Annotated in this window: 19 protein-coding genes and 1 pseudogene; 10 read left to right on the forward strand and 10 right to left on the reverse strand. The window is 73.5% G+C overall.

All coding sequences use genetic code 11. From position 1 onward, the window contains the following. The 4 genes from FB457_RS31165 to FB457_RS31180 form a co-directional block, all read left to right on the forward strand. The coding region (locus tag FB457_RS31165) for a Rossmann-fold NAD(P)-binding domain-containing protein (protein ID WP_486589206.1) at window positions 1-387 on the forward strand (387 nt) is incomplete at its 5' end. 54 nt (window positions 388-441) lie between these two features. After that, a complete protein-coding gene (locus tag FB457_RS31170) occupies window positions 442-1,875 on the forward strand; it encodes a polysaccharide pyruvyl transferase family protein (protein ID WP_047018210.1) in 1,434 nt (477 codons plus the stop codon). Next, on the forward strand, window positions 1,875-2,945 hold the full coding sequence (locus FB457_RS31175; RefSeq protein ID WP_145784047.1) for a hypothetical protein: 1,071 nt from the start codon (window positions 1,875-1,877) through the stop codon (window positions 2,943-2,945). Before FB457_RS31170 ends, FB457_RS31175 begins: the two co-directional genes overlap by 1 nt. A gap of 253 nt (window positions 2,946-3,198) precedes the next feature. Further along, window positions 3,199-3,930 (forward strand): MBL fold metallo-hydrolase, encoded by a 732-nt coding sequence (locus FB457_RS31180; protein WP_047018213.1) that lies wholly within the window; start codon window positions 3,199-3,201, stop codon window positions 3,928-3,930. A gap of 10 nt (window positions 3,931-3,940) precedes the next feature. Here FB457_RS31180 and FB457_RS31185 read toward each other — a convergent pair whose 3' ends face one another. The 8 genes and pseudogenes from FB457_RS31185 to FB457_RS31220 form a co-directional block, all read right to left on the reverse strand. Beyond that, a complete protein-coding gene (locus FB457_RS31185; RefSeq protein WP_145784069.1) occupies window positions 3,941-4,525 on the reverse strand; it encodes a TetR family transcriptional regulator in 585 nt (194 codons plus the stop codon). A 41-nt stretch (window positions 4,526-4,566) separates the two neighbouring features. Beyond that, on the reverse strand, window positions 4,567-5,850 hold the full coding sequence (locus FB457_RS31190) for a hypothetical protein (RefSeq protein WP_047018214.1): 1,284 nt from the start codon (window positions 5,848-5,850) through the stop codon (window positions 4,567-4,569). Then, window positions 5,850-6,323 carry a cupredoxin domain-containing protein gene (locus tag FB457_RS31195; protein WP_047018215.1) on the reverse strand — a complete coding sequence of 158 codons (474 nt, stop codon included), beginning with the start codon at window positions 6,321-6,323 and terminating at the stop codon, window positions 5,850-5,852. The genes FB457_RS31190 and FB457_RS31195 overlap by 1 nt, the downstream gene beginning before the upstream one ends. Further along, complete coding sequence (locus FB457_RS31200) at window positions 6,320-8,512, reverse strand: right-handed parallel beta-helix repeat-containing protein (RefSeq protein WP_145784049.1); 2,193 nt, start codon at window positions 8,510-8,512, stop codon at window positions 6,320-6,322. Before FB457_RS31200 ends, FB457_RS31195 begins: the two co-directional genes overlap by 4 nt. 110 nt (window positions 8,513-8,622) lie before the next feature. Next, on the reverse strand, window positions 8,623-9,525 hold the full coding sequence (locus tag FB457_RS31205; protein ID WP_047018217.1) for a lysozyme: 903 nt from the start codon (window positions 9,523-9,525) through the stop codon (window positions 8,623-8,625). 514 nt (window positions 9,526-10,039) lie between these two features. Beyond that, a complete protein-coding gene (locus FB457_RS31210; protein ID WP_047018218.1) occupies window positions 10,040-11,896 on the reverse strand; it encodes an ABC transporter ATP-binding protein in 1,857 nt (618 codons plus the stop codon). After that, window positions 11,893-13,878 carry an ABC transporter ATP-binding protein gene (locus tag FB457_RS31215; RefSeq protein ID WP_145784051.1) on the reverse strand — a complete coding sequence of 662 codons (1,986 nt, stop codon included), beginning with the start codon at window positions 13,876-13,878 and terminating at the stop codon, window positions 11,893-11,895. The genes FB457_RS31210 and FB457_RS31215 overlap by 4 nt, the downstream gene beginning before the upstream one ends. A 167-nt stretch (window positions 13,879-14,045) precedes the next feature. Next, window positions 14,046-14,341 (reverse strand): annotated as a pseudogene (locus FB457_RS31220) (MFS transporter); the annotation flags it as partial. A 343-nt stretch (window positions 14,342-14,684) separates the two neighbouring features. Here FB457_RS31220 and FB457_RS31225 point away from each other — a divergent pair. From FB457_RS31225 to FB457_RS31240, 4 genes are all read left to right on the forward strand, one after another. Continuing rightward, complete coding sequence (locus tag FB457_RS31225; RefSeq protein ID WP_047018220.1) at window positions 14,685-15,923, forward strand: L,D-transpeptidase; 1,239 nt, start codon at window positions 14,685-14,687, stop codon at window positions 15,921-15,923. Window positions 15,924-16,049: 126 nt separating this feature from the next. Further along, window positions 16,050-16,817 carry an enoyl-CoA hydratase/isomerase family protein gene (locus FB457_RS31230; RefSeq protein ID WP_047018221.1) on the forward strand — a complete coding sequence of 256 codons (768 nt, stop codon included), beginning with the start codon at window positions 16,050-16,052 and terminating at the stop codon, window positions 16,815-16,817. 294 nt (window positions 16,818-17,111) lie between these two features. Beyond that, a complete protein-coding gene (locus tag FB457_RS31235) occupies window positions 17,112-17,687 on the forward strand; it encodes an ATP-binding protein (RefSeq protein ID WP_047018222.1) in 576 nt (191 codons plus the stop codon). Between the two features lie 34 nt (window positions 17,688-17,721). After that, window positions 17,722-18,183: a PaaI family thioesterase gene (locus FB457_RS31240; protein ID WP_047018223.1), complete on the forward strand. Its 462-nt coding sequence runs from the start codon at window positions 17,722-17,724 to the stop codon at window positions 18,181-18,183. Window positions 18,184-18,201: 18 nt separating this feature from the next. Here the strand turns inward: FB457_RS31240 and FB457_RS31245 are convergent, their stop codons facing one another. Beyond that, complete coding sequence (locus FB457_RS31245) at window positions 18,202-18,774, reverse strand: TIGR03086 family metal-binding protein (protein WP_145784052.1); 573 nt, start codon at window positions 18,772-18,774, stop codon at window positions 18,202-18,204. A gap of 230 nt (window positions 18,775-19,004) precedes the next feature. Here FB457_RS31245 and FB457_RS31250 point away from each other — a divergent pair, with 230 nt between their 5' ends. Further along, window positions 19,005-20,816 (forward strand): sensor histidine kinase, encoded by a 1,812-nt coding sequence (locus FB457_RS31250; RefSeq protein WP_253911434.1) that lies wholly within the window; start codon window positions 19,005-19,007, stop codon window positions 20,814-20,816. 42 nt (window positions 20,817-20,858) lie between these two features. On the opposite strand, the gene FB457_RS31255 is transcribed toward FB457_RS31250, so the two are convergent. Then, window positions 20,859-21,554, reverse strand: coding sequence for a response regulator (locus FB457_RS31255; protein ID WP_047018225.1), 696 nt, complete (start codon window positions 21,552-21,554; stop codon window positions 20,859-20,861). A gap of 211 nt (window positions 21,555-21,765) precedes the next feature. Between FB457_RS31255 and FB457_RS31260 the strand changes: the two genes are divergently transcribed. Beyond that, the gene (locus FB457_RS31260; RefSeq protein WP_047018226.1) at window positions 21,766-22,389 is read left to right on the forward strand and encodes an Rv1733c family protein; all 624 of its coding nucleotides are present in this window, start codon (window positions 21,766-21,768) and stop codon (window positions 22,387-22,389) included. Window positions 22,390-22,451: the final 62 nt, after the last annotated feature.

Consider the following 22,451-nt stretch of genomic DNA (forward strand, 5'->3'; position numbering starts at 1 on the left):
GGCACCTTCCTCGGCCGCCGCATCGCCGTCCTGGGCGCCGCGTTCAAGCCCGACTCCGACGACGTGCGCGATTCCCCCGCGCTCAACGTCGCCGGGCAGATCCACCTCCAGGGCGGCCAGGTCACCGTCTACGACCCGAAGGGCATGGACAACGCCCGCCGGGAGTTCCCCACGCTGCGCTACGCGGACTCCGCCGAGGACGCGGCCGGCAGCGCCGATGTCGTGCTGCACCTCACCGAATGGAGCGAGTTCCGCAACCTCGACCCGCGCCGGCTCGCCCGCGCCGTAGCCACCGCGCACCTCATCGACGGCCGCAACACCCTGGACCCGGCGCCCTGGCGCGCCGCGGGCTGGACCTTCCGCGCCATCGGCCGTCCCGCGCTCTGAACCCCGTCCCGTACCACTCCGCAGCACCCCCACACGAACGGAACCGCCCCCACCATGAAGCACCTTCTCATCCGCTCAGGTAAGAGCCCCTTCCACGTCCCGACGACGACGGAGGTCATCCAGCAGGACCTCATCGGCACCAACTCCGGGAACCTGCTCTTCAGCGACGCCGTCCACAAACTGCTCCTCACCCCGGACACCGATGTCACGTCCAACGGCATCAAGACGGACTACTCCAAGGAGCGCGCCGCCCAGATCAACGAGGAGTACGACGCCTTCGTCGTCCCGCTCGCCAACGCCTTCCGGCCGTCGTTCGAGGCCTCCCTCAACCGGCTCACCAGGCTCATCGAGCAACTGACCATCCCCGTCGTCGTCATCGGCGTCGGTGCCCAGGTCGCCGCCGACTACGACACCGAGCGGCTCAAGGCCATCGAGCCGTCGGTGAAGAAGTTCATGAAGGCGGTCCTCAAGCGGTCCGCGTCGGTGGGCGTACGCGGCGAGCTGACCGCCGGCTACCTGAACGACCTCGGCTTCAAGGACGTCGACATCATCGGCTGCCCGTCGATGTTCCTCCACGGCGACACCTTCCCCGCGATCCGCCCGATCGACGCCGGCATCACCGACGCCTCCCGGATCGCGATCAACGTCTCGCCGGACGCCGCCCGCGTCGGCCCCATCGCGGAGATCGCGCAGCGCGCGTACGAGCGCTTCGACGACCTCGTGTACTACGCCCAGAACCTCACCGACGCGGAACTGCTGTTCTGGGGCGACACGTCGGTGGAGAAGGGGCTGAACCCCGAGCTGCCGACCGCCGGCGCGCACGGCCTGCTGCGCGACGACAAGACGCGGGTGCCCACCGACCCGTACGGCTGGATGGCCGAACTGCGCGAGCGCGACTTCGCCTTCGGCACCCGCATCCACGGCAACATCGCCGCGCTGCTCGCCGGCACCCCCGCCGTCGTGCTCGTGCACGACTCGCGCACCCTGGAACTCTGCCGCTACTTCGGCATTCCGCACGAGATGCTGGCCGACCAAGCCGCCGACATGGACCCGGCCAAGGTGTACGAGAACGCCGACTTCTCCGGGCTGCACACCGGCCACCAGGAGCGCTGGGACCGCTTCGTCGGCTTCCTCGACCGCAACGACCTGAAGAACACCTACACCCACGGCGACGGCGGCGCCGCCTTCGAGAAGCGCATGGCCGATCTCGACCTGCCGCCCTCGATCCGGATGTGGGACGGCTCCGACGACGGCGCGTACGCCTACCGCTTCGCGTGGCTGCACGAGCGGGCGGACATCGCCCGCAAGCGGCTGGACGGCGCGGTGCGCCGCGCCACGGAGCTGAAGGAGCGCAACGAGGAGCTGGCCGGCGAGGTCGAGCGGCTGGAGAAGCGGCTCTCCGGTCTCGAGCGGCGCGTCGCGGCCATGGACAAGCGGCCGATGGCGCGGCTCGGCGGGGTCTTCAAGGGCCGGGGCGGGCGAGGCTGATGGCTCAGCGGCAGGGCGCGCTCCCGCCGGGTACCCGGCTGGTGCACATCGGGCCGCACAAGACCGGCACCACGACGCTGCAGGGGGCGTTCCACCGCAGCCGGCGCGCGCTGGCCGCGCACGGCGTCCGGTACGCCGGCACCTCCCGGCAGCCCGCGCACGCCGCCGCCGCGATCGCCGGCGGTACCCCCGTGCACAGCCTGGAGGCGCCGAGCATGGCGCACTGGGAGAAGCTGTGCGCGGAGGTCGCGGGCGCGGGGCGGCGGCGCCGGGTCGTCGTCAGCAGCGAGCGCTTCGCCAACGCGGACGCCGCTGCGGTGCGCGCGGTGGTCGACGGGCTCGGCGGGGAGCGGGTGCACGTCGTCGTCACGCTGCGGCCGCTGGTGAAGATCCTGCCGTCGCAGTGGCAGGAGTACATCAAGTCCGGCCACCAGCACACGTACGACAAGTGGCTCGACGGCATGCTGCGCAGGCCGCCGTACCGGAAGCCGACGCCGTCGTTCTGGCGGCGGCACCGGCACGACGAACTGGTGGCGCGCTGGGCGGACGCCGTCGGCGCCGACCGGCTCACGGTGGTCGTCGTCGACCAGGCGGAACCGCTGGCGCACCTGCGCGCGTTCGAAGGGCTGCTGGGACTGCCGGACGGGCTGCTGGAGCCGGAGCAGGACGGGTTCACCAACCGCTCGCTCACCGCCGGGGAGGTGGAGGTGCTGCGCCTGGTGAACAGGGAGCTGGCCAGGGCCGAACGCCCGGCGCCGGAACGCAAGCTGGTACGCGAGGCCCTGGTGCGCTGCCTGCGCGGGGCGCACGTGCCGAAGGACCCCGCGGAGCGGATCGCCACGCCCGCGTGGGCGCGGCGGGCGGCGGCGGAGGTCAGCGCGGAGATGGTCGCGGGGATCAGGAAGTCGGGGGTCCGGGTGGTGGGGGACCTGGACACGCTGGTGCCGGAGCCGGCTGCCGGGGACTCCGCGGGGCCCGTGGAGTCCGCCGCCGCGGAGCCGTCGCTTCCGGTGGGTGCGGCGTACGCGGCGGTGACGGGGGCGCTGCTGGCGGCGGCGGAGGCTCCCTAAGGGCTGTCCCGTAACCCACGGCGGGCTCACGACGCCTGGCACGGCACCTCGCCGCGTTGTCGGGATCGACCGAATACGGCCCGGTATGCGGTCGACCCTCCGCCTTGCGATGCACCGCGCCAGACGCCGCTCGCTGATCCACCGCGGGTTACGGGACAGCCCTTAGCGCCGGGGCCCCGGGGGCGCGGCGGCCCGGCATATAGTCCGGGTCCCGGGCCTGTCGGCGCCGGAGCGGCGAGAGGGAGGCGGGCACATGGCGGGAGCGGTGCCGGGGCTGGTGCGGATCACGGACCGGGTGTGGTGGTGGCCGCACCACCCGGACCCGGACCGGGTGCAGGCGGGCGTCGGGGTGATCGCGGGCGACGACGGCTGCCTGCTCGTCGACGCCGGCCACAGCCCCGCGCTGGCACGCCGGATCCGCAACGCCCTCGGCGGCGCGGGCCTGCCGAAGGCGCGGGCCCTCGTCTACACCCACCACCACTGGGACCACGTCTGGGGCGCGCAGGAGTGGGCCGTGCCGGTGACCGCGCACGAGCTGACGGCTGAAGCGCTGCGCGCGGAGGCGGAGAAGCCGTGGTCGGAGGCGTACGTACGGGCCGGGATGGCCCGTGACCCGCGGCTGGTCCCGAGCTATACGGCGCGGCTGCGCGCCATGGCGGAGGACGGCTGGGACTCGTTGCGCATCGTGCCGCCCGCCGAGACGTTCACCGGCCGGCACGAGATCCGGCTCGGGGGCGTGACGGCCGAGCTGCGGCACGTCGGCGGGGGACACGCCGCGGACTCGACGGTGGTCGGGGTGCCGTCGGAGGGCGTGCTGTTCGTCGGCGACTGCTACTACCCGCCCCCGTACCACCTGCGGGCGGAAGGGGCGGGCCCGGACCTGGCGCTGGCGCGGGAGCTGGTGGGCGGGGAGTACCAGTGGTACGTGGAGAGCCACGAGGCACCGCGCCGCCGGAAGGAGGCGGAGGCGGCCCTGGGAGGCTGACCCCCGCTCCTCAGTCCAGGGTGCGCGACAGGTACGCGTGCAGCAGCGTCCGGGTCTCCGCCAGCAGCGCCGCGTCGCCCTCCGGGTCGGCGCGGAAGGCGAGTTGGAGCAGCGCGTCGGCCGCCTCGACCGCCACCAGGCACGACCGCTGGAGCGACGGCGTCACCGGCAGGGAGAGCCGCTCCGCGAGGATGTCGCAGAGCCGGGCCGCGACCGGGTCGTTGGCCTCGAAGTCCACCTGCGCGAAGCCCGGGACCGTCCGCATCATCGCGACGTACTCCGCCAGCATCGAGTCCAGGATGCGCCGCCAGCCGGCCTGCGCGGGCTCGGCGGCGAGCCGGCGGGTGACGCGGCCGGTGAAGTCGTCGAGGTTGCGGGCGGCGAGCGCGTCGGCGAGGGCGCGCTTGTTGGGGAAGAAGCGGTAGACGGAGCCGATGGGCACGCCCGCGCGGTCGGCGACGGCACTGGTCGTCAGCTCTTCGTAGCCGGTCTCGTCGAGGAGTTCCGCGCAGGCGTCGAGGATCCGGGCCAGCCGCTCGGCGCTGCGCTGCTGGACGGGGGTGCGGCGGAGGGAAGGGGGGCTCACGCCGTCCATGGTGCCGGACCGCTCCGCCGCCGCGCCGCCGGGCCGCACGGTCACGCGGCCAGCAGCAGGGTCAGGCCGCCGGCCGTGTAGCAGACCATCAGTGCGAGCAGCGGCAGTTGGCCCGCGACCGCGCGGGCCGGCGGGAAGAGGCGGACGGCGCGGTCGTGGGCGGCGACGACGCCCAGGACGTGGCCGGTGACGACGGCGGTGACCTGGAGCGCGGCGAGGCCGCCGGGGGAGAGCGGGGGGTCGTTCGGGGCCGGGTTGTCAGTGCCGGATGCGATCGTGACGGTACGTGGGCCTTCGGTGACGAAGAGCGTGAAGTAGTGGGCGACGAGGTAGCCGAGGGCGATCGGCAGGAGGGAGTGGGCGAAGGCGGACAGCGGGTGGGCGAGACGGCCGGAGACCAGGCGGACGGCCGCCGCGCAGCCGGCGTACAGGACGGCGACGAGGGCGACGGCGGTGAGCAGGCCGAGCGTGGCGGTGGCGGTGCGGCCGAGGGAGGAGGTCTGCAGGGTGTCGATCCAGGAGGGTGCGGCGGAGAAGCCGTCATAGGCGGTGGAGCCGAGGAGCACGCACAGGACCGCGGTCAGCCCCGGGAGCGCGGGGGTGGCGTCGAGCCCGGCGAGGGGGGAGCGCAGGACGAGCACGCCGTCGGCGGGGCGGCGGCCGACGGGGGCGAGCCGGGCGAGCAGCGCGCTGTACGCCTCGAAGGGGTCGCACTGCGCGAACCAGCGGTCACCGTAGACCGCCGCGCCGGTGAGCTGGACGGCGGCGTGGGCGGCGAGGAACGCCGACAGGGCGGTGGTGGCGGCCGGTTCGGGGGCGGCCAGCTCCAGCCAGGTGAACGCCAGCAGCCCGGCCGCGGCGGGCCGGTGGCCGAGCCGGGCGGGCAGCGGGCGGCCGGCGGCGGGGTCGCGGCCCAGGGCGCGGCAGGCCAGGGCGTGGAGCGTACGGAGCGGGTTGAGCAGGCGCCAGACGGGGCCGAGGAGGAGGGAGGCGGGGACGAGGCCGACCCAGAGGAGCACGTAGACCGCGCCGGGCGCGGGGTTGCGGGCGGGATCGTCGGGGCCGAGGAGCAGGTGGCCGGCGACGAACGCGGCGGCGGCGAGTCCGGCGCCCGCGGCGGTGCGGCGCAGCGCGGGCGCGGCGGCGAGGCGCCGCACGGCGCGGGGCAGTGGGCGGCCCGCGGTGGCGCCGGCGTAGCGGGGTTCCGGCCAGAGGAGGCCGAGCGCGAGGAAGGAGACGAGCAGCGCGGCGAAGCCGCCGGCGTAGGCGTAGAAGGCGGGGATCGGCAGGTCCTGGGTGCCGCCGACGCCGTGGGCGAGGCGCATCAGCGCACCATGAGCTGGGTGAGGACGAGACCGGAGCCGTGCGCCTCGACGTCGAACACCCCGGCGCGGTCCGCGGTGAACGCCAGCTCGGCGGGCCGGCCCGCGCGCAGTTCCGCGGTCTTGTCGTAGCCGTGGACGTGGAGTTCGTCGCCGGTGTCGCCGGTGACGAGGAGGGTCACGCGCTCGCCGAGTTCCACCTCGACGCGTCCGGGCGCGGGGACGACCTCGCCGTCCCGTACGGCGATCTCGACGACGGTGCCGGTGCCCGTCCCGGTGTCCGCGTCCGAGCCGTTGGCGCCGCGGTCGGGTACGTCGGTGGCGGGCGGCACGGATCCGGTGGCGACCTCGTGGCCGGTGCCGGGCTCGTGGTGGGTGTCGCCGCGCGAGCAGCCGGCGCCGGCGAGTGCCAGGAGCACGGCGGCGAGGAGGGCGAGACGGGCGGTGGGGGAGAGGGCGGGAGGCCGGCGGCTCATGCGGGGCCGGCCTCCGGTGCCGGGCCCGCGGGCCGGGGTCCGGCCGCCGGCCGGCCGGACCCGGGGTCCGCCGCGGGCGTCGCGTGCTCCGATCCCGGACCCGCCGGTTCCGCCGCCTTCTCCGCCGCCGGGTCCGCCGCCGGGTCCGCCTCCCGGTCCGGCGCCGGGTCCGGCGCGGGGACGCGCCTGGCCACCGCTATCACGGCCCAGATCACCCACACCAGCCCCAGCAGCGTCCGCAGCCACGCCGGGCTCAGCGGTATCCACGGGATGAGCAGCACCGACTTGTCGAAGGCGTCCAGCAGCGTCAGCACGCCCATCGCCACCGTCGCCCCCGTGAACCCGGGCCGCCCGCCCGGCAGCCGGGCCCGCAGCCGCAGCCCGGTCGCCGTCCACCACGCGCCCAGCAGCACCAGCGCGACGACCGGCACCCAGGTGTGCGCGTACGAACTCGCCGCCCCCACCACGTCGAGCGCCAGACCCGCCGCCCCCGCCACCGCGGCACCCCCGGCCACCGCGTCACGCCGCAGCAGCCGCCACCACAGCACCCCGCCGACCAGCCCCAGCACCACCGCCACGGCCAGCGCGATCTGCACCTCGATCCGCTCGATGCCCCGCGCCCCGTACCAGTCGCACCCCGCGGGCAGCTTCCGCGCCCGCACGTCGTACTCCGCGCACACCAGCAACTGCGCCAGCTTCACCGGCTCGCCGACGATCCGGTCGGAACCGCCGGAGACGTCGCCGGGCCGCGAGCCGCACTCCGGCAGCGTGCGCGGGTTGCTCGCCCCCGCGTCGCCCTGCCAGCAGTTGCCCTCGCCCTGCCCGTCCCACCACACGTCCGTCTTGTTGGGCCGCTCGTTGCCCGCGCGGTCGACGCCGAGGTGGTTCGCGGCGTAGCGGTTGTGGTGCGAGGTGTCGAGCTGCTTGCCGGGGGATCCTTCGCCGCGGATGAAGGCGGGCACGGCGTTGAGGTAGAACGCCGCGCGCTGGTGGCCGTAGATCCAGTTGTCCCGGTAGATGTTCCAGTTGCCGCCCGCGGTGATGATGCCGGTCCCGGGCGGCATGGATATCTGCGGGCAGACAACGCCCTGCTCGTAGCCGCGCTCCGCGGCCGGTTCGGCGCAGGTGCCGTCGGCGACGTACGGGTAGTAGTTCTGGTTGTTGTCGTGGATGAGGTTCCGCTCGAACCTGGCGTGGTTCTGCGGCAGTCCCGGATGGCCGGGGAAGGCGCTGTCCATGGAGGCGCCGCCCATGTTGTGGTCGAACTCGTTGTCGTGCACCCAGACCGAGTCGCCCGCGGTGCCGGAGTAGCCGACCATGTTGTGGTGGCTGCGGCAGCCGGTGATCTCGATGGCGTAGCGGGGGACGTCGTAACCGCGGCCGTCGTTGATGTCGGAGGCGCTGCCCGGGTAGATGCCGGAGTCGCCGTTGCCGTACGACTCGCAGTCGCGGTACAGGCCGTGGTCGGAGGCGAAGGTGAGGAAGCCGTACTCGTCGTTCCACCGGGTGAGCACGTCGTCGATGACGAAGCCGTCGGCGGCCAGCACGTACAGCGAGTTGAAGGTGGAGCGCTGGGCGGTGAAGTTGCGGAAGTAGACGCCGTCGGCGGAGTCCGCGCGGATGACGTTGAGCTTGCGGTACTGGCCGTCGATGACGACGTCGCCGCGGTCGGCGCCGGTGCCCTCGATCTGCAGGTCCCGCTTGCCCATGATGGCGACGAGGTTCTGGTTGTGCGGGCAGCGCTCCTGCTGCGCGTACGACAGGATCTGGTACCCGAAGTCGGACCGCGGCGCCTTCAGCCGGGCGCAGGACCCGGTGGGCTTCGGCCGGCTGGGCTCCTCCAGATAGACGCCCGGAAGTATGGCGATGGTCATACCGGGTGCGTCGACGGCGTCGACGGCTTCCTGCAGATGCTCGTAACCGCGGTCGCGGCAGCGCTCGTACAGCCGGAGGTTGCGCTCGCGGAGCGCGGCGGGGAAGTCCGCGATGCGGGCCTCGAAGTCCGCCCGGCCCGGTTTGCAGACCAGCAGGTCGGGCTCCTCGTCGCGGTAGGACGGCACGCTGCCGGTGCCGTCGGGGAACTCGACGGGGCGCTCCTCGTGCGCGGCGGCGGGGGCGGCGGTGACGAGCAAAGCGCCCAGCGCGACGAGCGGGAGAAGGGCCGTTCGGACCTTACGCGTCCACGACATGGCGGAAGAGTAGAGCAACTTTCATCTTTTGTGACCCCCGGGCGCGGGGGCCCGTGCGGAAGGGGCCGGCCGTAGCCCGGCCGGCCCCTTCGTCGCATGATCTCCCCGGGCTACGCGGTGTTGTTCGCCAGCGCCAGCAGCCGGTCCCGGCTGCCGTTGAACTTGTCGCGGTCGACGTTGCCGGAGATGCCGCTCACCCGGCCGGTGCTCGTGTACTGCCACACCGTCCAGAACGGGAACCCGTTCGGGATGCTCGGGCTGTGGGCGGACGTCCAGTGGGCGACCCACAGCGGGCTGCGCGTCGACATTCCGCTCCAGTTGCCGGTGCAGGTGTTCCACCAGCTCGGGCTGGTGTAGATGACGACGTCGCGCGTGGTCCGTGACTTGTACGTGTTGTAGAAGTCGAGGATCCAGTTGCGCATCGCGGTCTGCGAGAGCCCGTAGCACATCGCGCCCGACGGGTTGGACTCGATGTCCAGCACGCCGGGCAGCGTCAGGTTGTCACGGGACCAGGCGCCGCCGTTGGAGGCGAAGAAGTTGGCCTGGGTCGCGCCGCTGGAGGAGTTCGGCCGGGCGAAGTGGTACGCGCCCCGGATGACGCCGGCGCGGTACGCGGCCGGGTAGTTGGTGTTGAAGGACGGGTCCTTGTAGCTCGTGCCCTCCGTCGCCTTCATCCAGGCGAACTGGATGCCGGCGCTGCGCACCGACGACCAGTTGATACTGCCCTGCCAGTGCGAGACGTCGATCCCCTGTACGCCGCTGGTGTGGTCCATGGGGCTGATGTCGGGGGACGACTGCTCCGCGTCGACTCCCATGCCCATGTAGGCGTGGCCCAGCGGCACGGGGTTCTTCTTCTTGGCGTCGCTGTCGGCGGCCGGTGCGGACGCGGCCGAGGGGGCGGTGAGCCCCGCGACCAGGGCGAGGGAGGCGCCGAGGACGACGGCGGCGCCGGCGCGGGTGCGGCCGGCACGGCGGGTGAAGAGGCGGTGGGTGAGTGATGTGGGCAGGTGCATCGCGGCCTCCTGGCACTCGTGTGCTCTGTGGGGGTGGGGAGAGGCGGTGCTGGGGTGCTGCTTGTACGAACAGACCGGAATTCTGATGCGTACACGACAAGAGTGACGCACAGGAACGCCTGCCTGAGAAGGGGGGACCGCCACCCTTTATGGTCCAGTCCAGTGACGCGTGCGCTGAGCTGCGGTTACCGGAGCGGAAATCGTCAACTTTCATGGTGTGAAAGCCGAAACGAAGAATAGCATTTCGGTCACGGAGCGTGCCAGACTAGACACGCTGTGCACTTCTACGGTCATCCCCGCCACCCCCGCCCCCCGAACCCCACCCCCACCCACCCCGTTACCCCCACCACCCCACCGGTCGCGTCGGAATGCCGCCGATGCCGTAGCCGTCAACGTGCGGGCGTGATCGGTTTCGTACGTCCGCTGCCCTTTCGAGACGTCGACGGACCGCGCCCTGCCCGGCTGCGCGGCCTCTAGCGCAGGGCGCCTTCCTCCCCGCCGGCCCCGCCGGGGGTCAGAGGGTGCTGTCCTGCCAGGCCTGGTGGAGGGCCGCGAAGCGGCCGCGGTCGGCTATGAGGGTGGCCGGGGGGCCGTCTTCCACGATGCGGCCCTGGGACATCACCAGCACCCGGTCCGCGATCTCCACCGTCGACAGGCGGTGGGCGATGACCACCGCCGTGCGGCCGTGCAGGACCGTCTGCATCGCCTCCTGCACCGCCTGTTCGCCCGGGATGTCCAGCGACGACGTCGCCTCGTCCAGGATCACCACCGCCGGGTCCGCCAGCAGCGCGCGGGCGAACGCGACCAACTGGCGCTGGCCCGCCGAGATGCGGCCGCCGCGTTTGCGTACGTCCGTGTCGTAGCCGTCCGGGAGCGCCGTGATGAACTCGTGGGCGCCCAGCGCCTTCGCCGCCGCCTCGATCTCCTCGCGGGTCGCGTCCGGGCGGCCGATCGCGATGTTCTCCGCCACCGTGCCCGAGAACAGGAACGCCTCCTGCGTGACCATCACCACCCCGCGCCGCAGCTCCGCGTTCGCGATCTCCCGCAGGTCCACCCCGTCCAGCAGCACCCGGCCCGCGCTCGGGTCGTAGAACCGCGCCAGCAGCTTGGCCAGCGTCGACTTCCCCGCCCCCGTCGAGCCGACGACCGCGACCGTCTGCCCGGCCGGCACCGTCAGGTCGAAGCGGGGCAGCACCTCGCCGCCCGTACGGTACGAGAAGCCGACCCCCTCGAAGCGCACCTCCCGGCCCGGCAGCCCCTCCTGCCGCGCCGGCAGCGGCCGCGGCTCCGCCGGCTCCGCCACGCCGGGCCGTTGTGCCAGCAGCCCCGCGATCTTCTGCAGCGACGCCGCCGCCGACTGGTAGGAGTTGAGGAACATCCCGAGCCGGTCGATCGGGTCGTACAGCCGCCGCAGATAGAGCACCGCCGCGGCCAGCACCCCCAGCGCGAGGTCGTCCTCCGCCACCCGGTACGCGCCCCACAGCACGATCGCCGCCACGAAGACGTTCGCGGTCAGCCGGGAGCAGACGACGTAACGGGCCATCTCCAGGATGGAGTCGCCGTTGACCTGCTCATGGTGCCCGTTGAGCCGGTCGAAGTCCTCGTCGTTCGCGCGCTCCCGGCGGAACGCCTGGACGGGCCGGATGCCGTTCATCGTTTCGACGAACTTCACGATCACCTGAGCGATCGCCGTCGACCGCTTGGTGTAGATCTTGATCGAACGCCGCTGGAAGTTGCGGATCAGCAAGTACAGCGGCACGAACGACAGCAGCGCCGCCCCGCCGAGACCCAGGTCCAGCCAGAGCAGCAGCGCGGAGATGTACACGACCTGGAGCACGACGACGATCAGCTCCTGCAGCCCCTCGCTCAGCAGCTCGCGCAGCGACTCCACGTCGCTGGTGGAGCGGGAGATCAGCCGGCCCGAGGTGTAGCGGTCGTGGAAGTCGACGTCGAGGGCCTGCGCGTGGCGGAAGATGCGGCCGCGCAGGTCGAGCAGCACGTCCTGGTTGATGCGCGCGGCGGCCCGTACGAAGGTGTGCTGGAGCAGCCCGGACGCCAGTGCGCAGACCGCGTACGCGATGCCGACGGCGATCAGCGGGCCGTGGTCGTCACGCCGCAGCGCGGGCACGGCGTGGTCGATGGCGTACGCGACCAGCAGCGGACCGGCCTGCACCGCGGCCTGCTGGAGCAGGATCAGCACGGTCGCCGCGGCGACCCGGCGGCGGTGCGGGGCGAGCAGCGAGCCCAGCAGGGTGCGGGACGCGCCGTCGGGCGCGGGCAGCAGGTCCCGGTCGAACGGGTCGGTCCGCGGGCGCGGGCGGTCGTCGTCCGGCTCCTCGCCGCCGGGTCTCTCGGTGACCGTCGCCGTCATCGCCGCTCCCCCTCGTCGCCGTGCGCGGCCCCGGCCGCGCCGTCCGTCCGCTCCTCCGGTACGCCCGCCATCAGCGCGCGGTACTCCGCGCTGCCGTGCAGCAGTTCGTCGTGCGTGCCGACCGCCGCGATCCGGCCGCCGGAGAGCAGCGCCACCCGGTCGGCGAGCAGCACCGTCGACGGCCGGTGCGCGACCACCAGCGCCGTGGTCGTCGCCAGCACCCGCCGCAGGGCGGCCTCGACCAGCGCCTCGGTGTGCACGTCGAGCGCCGACAGCGGGTCGTCGAGCACCAGGAAGCGCGGCCTGCCCACGATCGCCCGCGCCAGCGCGAGGCGCTGCCGCTGGCCGCCGGAGAGGCTGAGCCCCTGCTCGCCGACTTCCGTGCGGTGGCCGTCCGGCAGCCGGTGCACGAAGTCGGCCTGCGCGATGTCCAACGCCCGCAGCAGGTCGTGCTCTTCGGCCTCGTACGAGCCCATCAGCACGTTCTCGCCCGCGGTCGCGGAGAAGAGCGTCGGCTCCTCGAACGCGACGGCGACCAGCGCCCGCAGCTCGTCGCGGGGGAGGGCGGTGATGTCGCGGGCGTCGAGGCTGATGCGGCCGGCGGTCGGTTCGTACAGCCGCGGGACGAGCGCCGTGAGCGTCGTCTTGCCGCAGCCGGTGGCGCCGACGAGGGCGAGGGTCTCGCCGGAGCGCACGTGCAGGTCGATGCCGTCGAGTACGGGCGCGGTGCCGGGGCCGGCGTCGGGGTGGCGGAAGACGACGCCGGTGAAGCGGATGCCGTCCGCGGCTTCCGGCGGGGGCCCGGTGCGCTGTGCGGGCACGGCGGGCACGGCGGGCACGGCGGGCACGGCGGGGGCGGCGGGGACCGGTGGGCCGGCCGGTGCCGCGGCGGCCTTGCGGTCCGCCGCGTCGGCCTCCGGCTCGTCCAGCACCTCGAAGTAGCGGTCCGCCGCGGTCGCCGCCTCGTTGCACATCGCCAGCAGGAACCCGATCGACTCCACCGGCCAGCGAAGCGCCATCGCCGTCGACAGGAACGCCACCAGCGTCCCCGCCGACAGATCGCCGTCCGCGACCTGCACCGTGCCCAGCACCAGCGCCGCGCCGATCGCCAGCTCCGGCAGCGTCATGATCAGCGCCCAGATCCCGGCCAGCAGCCGCGCCTTGTGCAGCTCGGTGCCGCGCAGCTCGTGGGTGAGCCGGCGGAACGCCTGCGCCTGGCTGCGGTGCCGGCCGAAGCCCTTGACGATGCGGATGCCGAGCACCGCCTCCTCGACCACCGTCGTCAGGTCGCCGACCTGGTCCTGCGCCCGGCGGGCGGCGCCGAAGAAGCGCCGCTCGAACGCCGAGCAGAGCGCGACCAGCGGGATCACCGGCGCCAGCAGCACCAGCCCGAGCGTCCACTCCTGCGCCAGCAGGACCGCGCAGCCGACCGCGATGGTCGTGCCGTTGACGACCAGGAACGTCAGCGGGAAGGCCAGGAACATCCGGATGAGCTGGAGGTCCGTCGTGCCGCGGGAGAGCAGTTGGCCGGAGGCCCAGCGGTCGTGGAAGGACACCGGCAGCCGCTGCAGGTGCCGGTACAGGCTCGCCCGCATCGCCGCCTCCACGCCGGCCAGCGGGCGCGCCACCAGCCAGCGGCGGAAGCCGAACAGCGCCGCCTCCGCGACGCCGAGCGCGAGGATCAGCAGGCCGCCCAGCCACACGCCCGCCGAGTCGCGGTCGGCCACCGGGCCGTCCACGAGCCACTTGAGCACCAGCGGGATCACGAGGCCGATACAGGACGCGACGATCGCCACCCCGGCCGCCGAGAACAGCCGCACCCGCACCGGGCGGACGTACGGCCACAGGCGCAGCAGCGAGCGCACCGCGGAGCGGTCCTCCTCGCCGCCCGCGGGTGGTCCCGCGAGGCCGGGGCCGGTACCGGCGGCGGTCGGGGAGTCGGCGGGCTCGGGCTCTTCGGTGCGTATGTCGGCTGCAGGCATCGCTCCCGAGCCTACGTAAGGGCAGGCTAACCGCTCACCCTGTTTTCCCTTCTCCTGACCTGTCGGTCATGCGCGCATCGGTCCGCCGGGCCCGCTTTGACGGGATCTTTGCGTACGCCGTCCACCCTGCGCAGGTTGCGTGTCGCCGGTACGGCGAGCAGCGTGCACGCCGTCAGCACCGCCAGCGCGCCCGCCGCCGCGGGGCCGGCGAGCGTCATCACCGACTCGGCCGTACGGATCGAGGCGTTGGCGCCCTGCACGTCGTCGGCGATCCGCGGGACACCCCGCCGAGGATGACGAACACGGCGAAGCACGCCGTCGTCGACGCCATCGCCAGGCCGACCGCCCCGGCGCCGTAGCCGTGCATGACCAGCCCGGCGGCGAGTGCCACGGGCGCCATCATGTCGCCGAGCCCGGCGATGCCGCGGGCGACGGAGAAGGGGCCGAACTCGCGGCTGCGCAGGGGCCGTCGCGGCGGCTCCGGCAGCGCCGGCGGGCCGCCGCGCGGCGGGGCGGGGGTCCCCGGCGGGCGGGCGCGCCGCGCCGGGGTCCCGTGGGCAGGGGGACGAGGGTGCGGAAGACGCGGAAGAGGAGGTCATCGGGTTGCAGTGTCACCCGGCGGCTCCGGGGGCGCCACCGGATCACCGCACCGCAAGCGCCTGCACAGCGCCCACCAGTTGGGACCGAACGGTGACAATCGCGCGGCGTCACATCTCCATGGCTGGGGATACCTTGAACGCAAAGGCGCGCATGTGACCACGCGCGGGGGACTTCTGGCTCGGTGTGGCCGAGGGGAGAATACGGCGTTGAAGGTGGAGCGGATACGAAGGGGACGTACCCGGCACAGCCTGGCGGCGCTGCTGACCGGCGCCGTGCTCGTCGTGGTGACGGCGTGCGGCGGCTCCGGCGGCGGGGACGGCGACGGGGGCAAGGGCGGTTCCGGGGGTCCCGGCTCGGGCGGCGAGGAACAGAAGGTCTCGCAGGCGGTCGTCGAGATCACGCCGAAGGACGGCGCCGACGCGGTCGGCACCCAGGGCGACCTGAAGGTGACCGCGGACAAGGGCAAGCTCGTCTCCGTGACGGTGGCGGACGAGAAGGGCACCGAGGTCGAGGGCGAGATCTCGGAGAACGGCGCCGAGTGGAAGCCGTCCGGCCACCTGCGCACCCAGACCAAGTACAAGGTGCACGCCGTCGCGAAGGACTCCGAGGGGCTGGAGTCCGCCAAGGACACCACCTTCACCACCGTCGTGCCGGAGAACACCTTCATCGGCCACTTCACGCCCGAGGACGGCAGCACCGTCGGCGTCGGCATGCCGGTGTCCCTCAACTTCAACCAGCCGATCTCGAACATGGAGGAGGTCGAGGAGGCCATCGAGGTCACCGCCGACCCCGACGTGGAGATCGAGGGCCACTGGTTCGGCAACCAGCGGCTCGACTTCCGCCCCGAGGAGTACTGGGAGCCCGGCACGGAGGTGACCCTCAGCCTGCGCCTCGACGGCGTCGAGGGCGCGGACGGCGTCTACGGCGAGCAGCACAAGGACGTCGGCTTCGAGATCGGCCGCCGCCAGGTGAGCACGGTTGACGCCGACAGCAAGAAGATGAAGGTCGAGCGGAACGGCAAGACCATCAAGACCATCCCGGTGACCACGGGCGCGCCGTCCACGCCGACCTGGAACGGCAAGATGGTGATCACCGAGCAGCTGGAGGTCACCAGGATGGACGGCGACACGGTCGGCTTCGGCGGCGAGTACGACATCAAGGACGTACCGCACGCGCAGCGCCTCTCCACCTCCGGCACCTTCATCCACGGCAACTACTGGTCGGGACAGGCCACGTTCGGCTCGGCCAACGCCAGCCACGGCTGCATCGGCCTGTACGACGCCCGCGGCGGCGGCGACAAGTCGACGCCCGGCTCCTGGTTCTTCCGCAACTCCCTCATCGGCGACGTGGTCGAGGTGAAGAACGCCAAGGACGAGGTCATCGCCCCGGACAACGGCCTGAACGGCTGGAACATGTCCTGGGAGGAGTGGACCGCACCGCAGTGACGGCAGAGAAGTGACGCAAGACGGCAGTCCCTCCGCCGGCTGATCCGGACGGACGGCACGCGGGGCCCGGTGTGTGAGCAAGCGCACCGGGCCCCGTTGCGTTAATGAGCGCTAACGTGTGGTGGCATGACTGCATACCTGGAGGTCGCCGAGGGCGTCGGTACGCTGCGCCTGGACCGCCCGCCCATGAACGCCCTGGACATCGCCGTCCAGGACCGTATCCGCGAACTCGCCGCCGAGGCGGCCGGCCGCGATGACGTGCGCGCCCTGGTGGTGTGGGGCGGCGAGAAGGTCTTCGCCGCCGGCGCCGACATCAAGGAGATGCAGGCGATGGACCACGCGGCCATGGTCGCGCGGAGCCGCGGTCTGCAGGAGTCGTTCACGGCGCTGGCGCGGGTGCCGAAGCCGGTGGTCGCGGCGGTGAACGGGTATGCCCTGGGCGGCGGCTGCGAGCTGGCGCTCTGCGCCGACATCCGGATCGCGGGCGAGGGCGCGAAGCTGGGGCAGCCGGAGATCCTCCTCGGGCTCATCCCGGGCGCGGGCGGCACGCAACGGCTCGCCCGGCTGGTCGGGCCCTCGCGGGCCAAGGACCTGATCTTCACGGGCCGGATGGTCAAGGCCGCGGAGGCGCTGACGATCGGCCTGGTGGACCGGGTGGTGCCGGACGCCGAGGTGTACGAGCAGGCGCACGCCTGGGCGGCGCGGCTCGCCAGAGGGCCCGCGATGGCGCTGCGGGCGGCGAAGGAGTCGGTGGACCACGGCCTGGAGACGGACCTGGAGACGGGGCTCGCGCTGGAGCGGAGCTGGTTCGCGGGGCTGTTCGCGACGGAGGACCGGGAGACCGGGATGCGCAGCTTCGTGGAGAAGGGGCCGGGGAAGGCGGAGTTCCGCTGAGCCGGTCCGCGGGCGCCCAGCGGGCGGGTTCCGCCGCCCCGGGCGCCAGGCGACGCTCCGTGACCACTACCCCCGCCCGGGGGTAGTGGGCGCCGGAAGCAAGACTTCGGTGATTCAGGGGTTTTGGGGCCCCGCGACCACCGGTCACCGGGGAGTTTACGCAGTTCAGCGTGGTACGGGCGGGACGAAGTAGCTCCGGCATATGCCTGTGCGTGCTCACGGAATGTAGGCTTCCGCGGGACTTGTTGGCGCGGAAATGCTCCCAAAGACGTCCGCCCGCGCCATCATGAGGCCATGGCGGGCCTTGAGGACATCCAGCAACTCCACCGGGACGAGCCGGCGCATCCGGAGGCCCCCGCCGGACGGCGGTCCCGCAGGAAGCTGCTGCGGCCGCTGCCCTCGCCCGCCTACCGGCGCTTCCCCGCCGCGGCCCCCGCCGGCGGTGCCGCCGGCCCCGACCCGATGGAGCGCTGGGGCAACCCCGCCGTCGGTGAGGTGCGGCTGCCGTCGCGGCCCGAGTCAGCCGGGACCGCCCGCCGGCTGGCCGAGGCGGTCGTCGTCCGGCACTGGGGGATGTCGCCCGGCTTCGCCGAGCACGCCGTGCTGCTGGTCTCCGAACTCGTCGGCAACGCCGTACGGCACACCGGGGCGCGCACGTTCGGGCTGCGAATGTCGCGCCCGCGCGGCCGGATCCGCATCGAGGTGCGCGACCCCTCGCGGGCGCTGCCGTGCCTGATGCCCGTACGCGACATGGACACCAGCGGCCGCGGGCTGTTCCTCATCGACCAGGTCGCCGACCGCTGGGGCGTGGACCTGCTGCCCCGCGGCAAGTGCACCTGGGTCGAACTGCGCGAACCCGAGCGCGACTAGGGGCGCGGCCCCACAGCCGTTACCGTGGGGTCACATGACGGACCTCGGGATCGACTTCGCGCAGAAGGTGCTCGACGAGCAGCCGTTCAGCCGGCTGCTCGGCGCCCGGATCACCGCGTTCGCGGACGGCGCCGCGACGCTGGAGGTGGACATCCGCGACGACCTGCGCCAGCAGTTCGGCTACGCGCACGGCGGACTGCTCGCCTACGCCGCCGACAACGCGCTGACGTTCGCCGCCGGCACGGTCCTCGGTCCCGCGGTCCTCACCGGCGGCTTCTCCGTCCAGTACCTGCGCCCGGCGCGGGACGGCACCCTGCGGGCCGAGGCGTACGTGGTGCACGCGGGCCGGCGCCAGGCCGTCTGCCGCTGCGACATCTACGCGGTCGGCCCTGACACCCCGGACAGCGGGGCCGCCGGGGACGGCGAGCGCGGACCCGAGCTGTGCGCGGTGGCGCAGGGCACGATCCTCACGGCCCCGCAGCGCACGGACGCGTAGCCACGAAGCCCCTCGGGCTCAGGGGCGGCGCCCGGTGAGCCCCAGCAGCCGCGTCTGCGCGTCCGCGTCCGGCGGCACCGGCACCGGGGCGGCGAAGAGCCCGCTGGCCGCCAGCATCCGGGCCTGCGGTTCCACCTGGGCCAGCGCGAACTCCGCCAGCTCCGCGGGGAGTACGTCGTCCGCGCCGATGCCCCGGGCCAGATCCCAGGAGTGCACGATCGCGTCCACGGCCATCTCCGTGCAGTACGACTCCGCGGAGCTGTCCCCGTAGCTCAGGTGCACCGTGCGGGAAAGGGCGAGCGGCTCCGCGAAGGCGGCGCGGGCCTCGGCGGAGGCGCCGTCCCAGACCTCCACCGGATCGTCGCCGATCTGGTCGCCCTCGTATTCGTCGCCGACCCCCTCGACCCGGTCACCGGCGAGCAGCGGCGGCACCCACAGCTGCTCGACCGTCATGTGGTTGACGAGATCCCGCACACTCCACTCCGTACACGGCGTGGCCGCACCCCACTGGTCGGGACCGACCTGGTGGACGTGCCGGGTGAACTGATCGAGCGCGGCGGCGTGCAGGGCCAGGGTCTCGTTCTCTGCCATATGCCCACGGTAAGGCCGCACCCGGGCGGTCCGCCCGCCGAGCGGGGGCCCCCGCCGCCCGGCCCGGCGGCCGGGAGCCTCCCCGGTGTCCACACTCCGTGAGGCTTTCCGCAGTCCCGTGCCGCCTCGTGCATTCGGGTGACCGGGAAAGGCTCCCGGAGCGTGACGACGTGGCTACCGTGGTGCGGGGAGGTGCTGTCTGACCGCCCTGGGTCCTGTGGGGGGATGCGATGGCGACAAGCGGACACGGCGGCGGGCACCTGCCCCGCCTCCAGCTCGACCAGCTCCTGGACGAGTTGCAACTGCGCATCGACGAGGTGCGCGGCACCCGCGACCGGGTGCACAGCCTGCTGGAGGCGGTGCTCACGGTCGGCAGGGAGCTGGACCTGAGCCAGGTCCTGCGGCGGATCGTGGAGGCGGCGGTGGTGCTCGTGGACGCCGAGTACGGTGCGCTCGGCGTCATCGAACACGGCGAGCGGCTGGCGCAGTTCGTCCCCGTGGGGATCTCCGTCGAGGAGTACGAGGAGATCGGCCCGCTGCCGCAGGGGCACGGCGTGCTCGGCGAGCTGATCCGGCACCCCGAGGCGCTGCGCATCCAGGAGCTCCAGGACCACCCGTCCTCGTACGGCCTCCCGCCCAACCACCCGCCGATGCACTCCTTCCTCGGCGTGCCGATCCGGGTCCGCGACGAGGTCTTCGGCAACCTCTACCTCACCGAGAAGCGCGGCGCCAAGGAGTTCGACGGCGAGGACGAGGCCGTGCTGTCGACGCTCGCCGTGGCCGCGGGCGTGGCGATCGAGAACGCCCGGCTGTACGAGGAGGCCCGCCGCCGGCAGCGGTGGATCGAGGCCAGCGGCGAGGTGACCAACACCCTGCTCTCCGGCGCCCAGGAGGAGGAGGTGCTGGGCCTGATGCTCGACCGGGCCCGCAGCATCCTCAAGGCCGACCTCGGCACCGTCGCGCTGCCCGCAGAGGGCGCCGACGAGCTGCGTATCATCCTCGCCCAGGGCACCGCGGCCGACGCGCTCGCCGGGCGCACGCTGCCCATGAAGGGCACGCTGTCCGGCGCCGCCTTCACCCGGGTGGAGCTGGCGATCAGCGACGACGTGACGAAGGACCCCCGGGTACGGGACGGCGGACTGCCGGAGAACGGCATCGGCCCGGCGGTCGCCGTACCGCTGGGCACCAGCGACGGGCTGCGCGGCGTGCTGCTCGTCGGCCGGGAGGCGGGCGGCGAGCGCTTCGGCCCGGAGGAGACCGACGCCCTGGTGGGCTTCGCCGGTCAGGCGGCGGTGGCCATGGAGCTGGCCCAGCGGCGCCGGGATGCCGAGCAGCTCGCGCTCTTCGAGGACCGCGACCGCATCGCCCGGGACCTGCACGACCTGGCCATCCAGCGGCTGTTCGCCACCGGCATGACGCTGCAGAGCGCGGTGCGCTTCGTGACCCACGAGGAGGGCACCGAGCGGCTGCTGCGCGCCGTGGACGACCTGGACGAGACCATCAAGATCATCCGGACCACGATTTTCGGCCTGCGCAGACACGAGCACGGGACGGCCGCGCAGGGCCTGCGGCTGCGCGTCCTCAGCCAGGTCAAGGACTCGGTCGCCACGCTCGGGTTCACGCCGGTGCTGCGCACCGAGGGGCTGCTCGACACCGACGTGCCGGCGCCGGTGGCCGACCACCTCGTGGCGGTGCTCGGGGAGGCGCTGTCCAACGCCGCCCGGCACGCGGGCGCGTCGTCGGTCGAGATCACGGTGATCGCCGGGCAGGGCCTGGTCGCGCTCACGGTGACGGACAACGGGCGCGGCCTGCCGGACGGCGGGCGGCGCAGCGGGCTCGCGAACATCGCGGAGCGGGCCAGGCAGCTCGGCGGCGAGCTGATGCTCGACCCGCCGGCCGGCGGTGGTACGCGCCTGGTGTGGCGGGTGCCGCTGGACCACCGGGCGGCGCAGGAGCGGGGCGGCCCGGGGGAGCAGGCGGACGGGCCGGAGGGCGGCGGGGGCGGCACGGACGGGAGCGGGCAGGACCCCGGCCGGGGGTGAGCGGCGCGGCGCGCGGGCCGCGGCGGGCGCGTACGGCGGGCGTCACGCGCCCGGCGGGCGGTGGGCCCTGCTGGCGAGCACCGCCGCCTGTATGCGGCGCTCCACGCCCAGCTTGGCGAGCAGCCGGGAGATGTGGTTCTTCACCGTCTTCTCGGACAGGTAGAGCCGCTGGCCGATCTGCCGGTTCGTCAGGCCCTCGCCGATCAGCTCCAGCACGTCGAGTTCGCGCGGCGAGAGACCGGCGAGCACCTCGTTCTCCGGCGCGGAGGGGACGTCGTCGCGGCGCAGGTTCGTCATCAGCCGGGCGGTGGTGGCGGGGTCGAGCATGGACTGCCCCGAGGCCACGGTCCGTACCGCGGAGACCAGGTCGCCGCCCTTGATCTGCTTGAGCACGTACCCCGAGGCGCCCGCCATGATCGCGTCCAGCAGGGCATCGTCGTCGTCGAAGGACGTGAGCATCAAGCACGCCAGCTCGGGCATCCGCGAGCGCAGCTCGCGGCAGACTCCGATCCCGTCGCCGTCCGGCAGCCGGACGTCCAGCACGGCGACGTCGGGCCGCAGCGCGGGTCCGCGGGCGAGCGCCTGGGCGAACGTGCCCGCCTCGCCGGTCACTTCGATGCCGGGCTCGGCCTCCAGCAGGTCGCGCAGGCCGCGCCGGACCACCTCGTGGTCGTCGACGAGGAAGACCCTGATGGGGCGGGCCGCCGAGAATTTCCTTTCCACTGTCACGTCGGGCACCTTTCCGCTCCTGCTCGGCTGGCTCGATCGTCCTCGGCCGCCGTGCCCCGGGGGTAGGGCCGAACGGGCCCATGACCGGCATGCCGGGGGCACCCGGATGCTACGACCCGCGGGCCGGCGTCCGCCCGGTTCTCGCCGAACCGGGGCCGAAGTGCGACAGTCGGTGCGAGAGCCTTTACCCGGGCGCGAGGGAAGCGGATGGGGGGTGCCGATGGCCGCGGGAGCGGGCATGGGGCGCGAGGAGGACCGCCCGGTACGCAGAGTGTGGAGCCGGCGCAACCCCTTCAGACGGCGTACGGACGTGCTGGAGGGCTGGGTGACGTTCGGCGCCGTCGCGGTGTTCGCCCTCGGCGGCACGGCGGCCGCCTGGGCGTCCGCGGCCGCCGTCCACGAGGAGTTGAGCAGCCGCAGCGCGGAGCGGCAGCGTACGACGGCCGTGCTGCTGGAGGACGCGCCGCCGCTGACGATGCTCCGGGGCGACGCGTGGGCGGGCGGCGAGGTGGCCACCAAGGTGCGCTGGCGGGACGCGGACGGGCGGGCGCACACCGGACGTACCCGGGTGTCCGCCGGGCTGCGCAGGGGCGCCGAGGCGGAGATCTGGACGGATGCTTCCGGCCGGCACGCCGTGGACCCGCCGCCGCCCCCGGGCGACACCGGCGTGCAGAGCGCCGTGGCCGCCGGCGGGGCGGCCGGAGTGGTGGGGTGCCTGGTGTTCGGGTCCAGGACGGTGGTGCGGGTACGGCTCGACCGCAGGCGTGCCGAGGAGTGGGAGCGCGACTGGGCGCGGGTGGAGCCGTACTGGCGGCAGGGGAGCGCGGGGCCCTCCGAGCGGTAGCCGGCGGACGCCGCGAACCGGCCGGCCCCTGCGGAAGGGACGGCGAAGACGAAGGCGAGCCG

The sequence above is a fragment of the Streptomyces sp. CNZ287 genome, from assembly GCF_007827615.1.

What these genes read in the sequence shown, in the direction of transcription:
- FB457_RS31170 (WP_047018210.1), top strand. Translation starts at nt 442, where the DNA reads ATGAAGCACCTTCTCATCCGCTCAGGTAAGAGCCCCTTCCACGTCCCG.
- FB457_RS31175 (WP_145784047.1), top strand. Translation starts at nt 1,875, where the DNA reads ATGGCTCAGCGGCAGGGCGCGCTCCCGCCGGGTACCCGGCTGGTGCAC.
- FB457_RS31180 (WP_047018213.1), top strand. Translation starts at nt 3,199, where the DNA reads ATGGCGGGAGCGGTGCCGGGGCTGGTGCGGATCACGGACCGGGTGTGG.
- FB457_RS31185 (WP_145784069.1), bottom strand. Translation starts at nt 4,525, where the DNA reads ATGGACGGCGTGAGCCCCCCTTCCCTCCGCCGCACCCCCGTCCAGCAG.
- FB457_RS31190 (WP_047018214.1), bottom strand. Translation starts at nt 5,850, where the DNA reads ATGCGCCTCGCCCACGGCGTCGGCGGCACCCAGGACCTGCCGATCCCC.
- FB457_RS31195 (WP_047018215.1), bottom strand. Translation starts at nt 6,323, where the DNA reads ATGAGCCGCCGGCCTCCCGCCCTCTCCCCCACCGCCCGTCTCGCCCTC.
- FB457_RS31200 (WP_145784049.1), bottom strand. Translation starts at nt 8,512, where the DNA reads ATGTCGTGGACGCGTAAGGTCCGAACGGCCCTTCTCCCGCTCGTCGCG.
- FB457_RS31205 (WP_047018217.1), bottom strand. Translation starts at nt 9,525, where the DNA reads ATGCACCTGCCCACATCACTCACCCACCGCCTCTTCACCCGCCGTGCC.
- FB457_RS31210 (WP_047018218.1), bottom strand. Translation starts at nt 11,896, where the DNA reads ATGACGGCGACGGTCACCGAGAGACCCGGCGGCGAGGAGCCGGACGAC.
- FB457_RS31215 (WP_145784051.1), bottom strand. Translation starts at nt 13,878, where the DNA reads ATGCCTGCAGCCGACATACGCACCGAAGAGCCCGAGCCCGCCGACTCC.
- FB457_RS31230 (WP_047018221.1), top strand. Translation starts at nt 16,050, where the DNA reads ATGACTGCATACCTGGAGGTCGCCGAGGGCGTCGGTACGCTGCGCCTG.
- FB457_RS31235 (WP_047018222.1), top strand. Translation starts at nt 17,112, where the DNA reads ATGGCGGGCCTTGAGGACATCCAGCAACTCCACCGGGACGAGCCGGCG.
- FB457_RS31240 (WP_047018223.1), top strand. Translation starts at nt 17,722, where the DNA reads ATGACGGACCTCGGGATCGACTTCGCGCAGAAGGTGCTCGACGAGCAG.
- FB457_RS31245 (WP_145784052.1), bottom strand. Translation starts at nt 18,774, where the DNA reads ATGGCAGAGAACGAGACCCTGGCCCTGCACGCCGCCGCGCTCGATCAG.
- FB457_RS31250 (WP_253911434.1), top strand. Translation starts at nt 19,005, where the DNA reads ATGGCGACAAGCGGACACGGCGGCGGGCACCTGCCCCGCCTCCAGCTC.
- FB457_RS31260 (WP_047018226.1), top strand. Translation starts at nt 21,766, where the DNA reads ATGGCCGCGGGAGCGGGCATGGGGCGCGAGGAGGACCGCCCGGTACGC.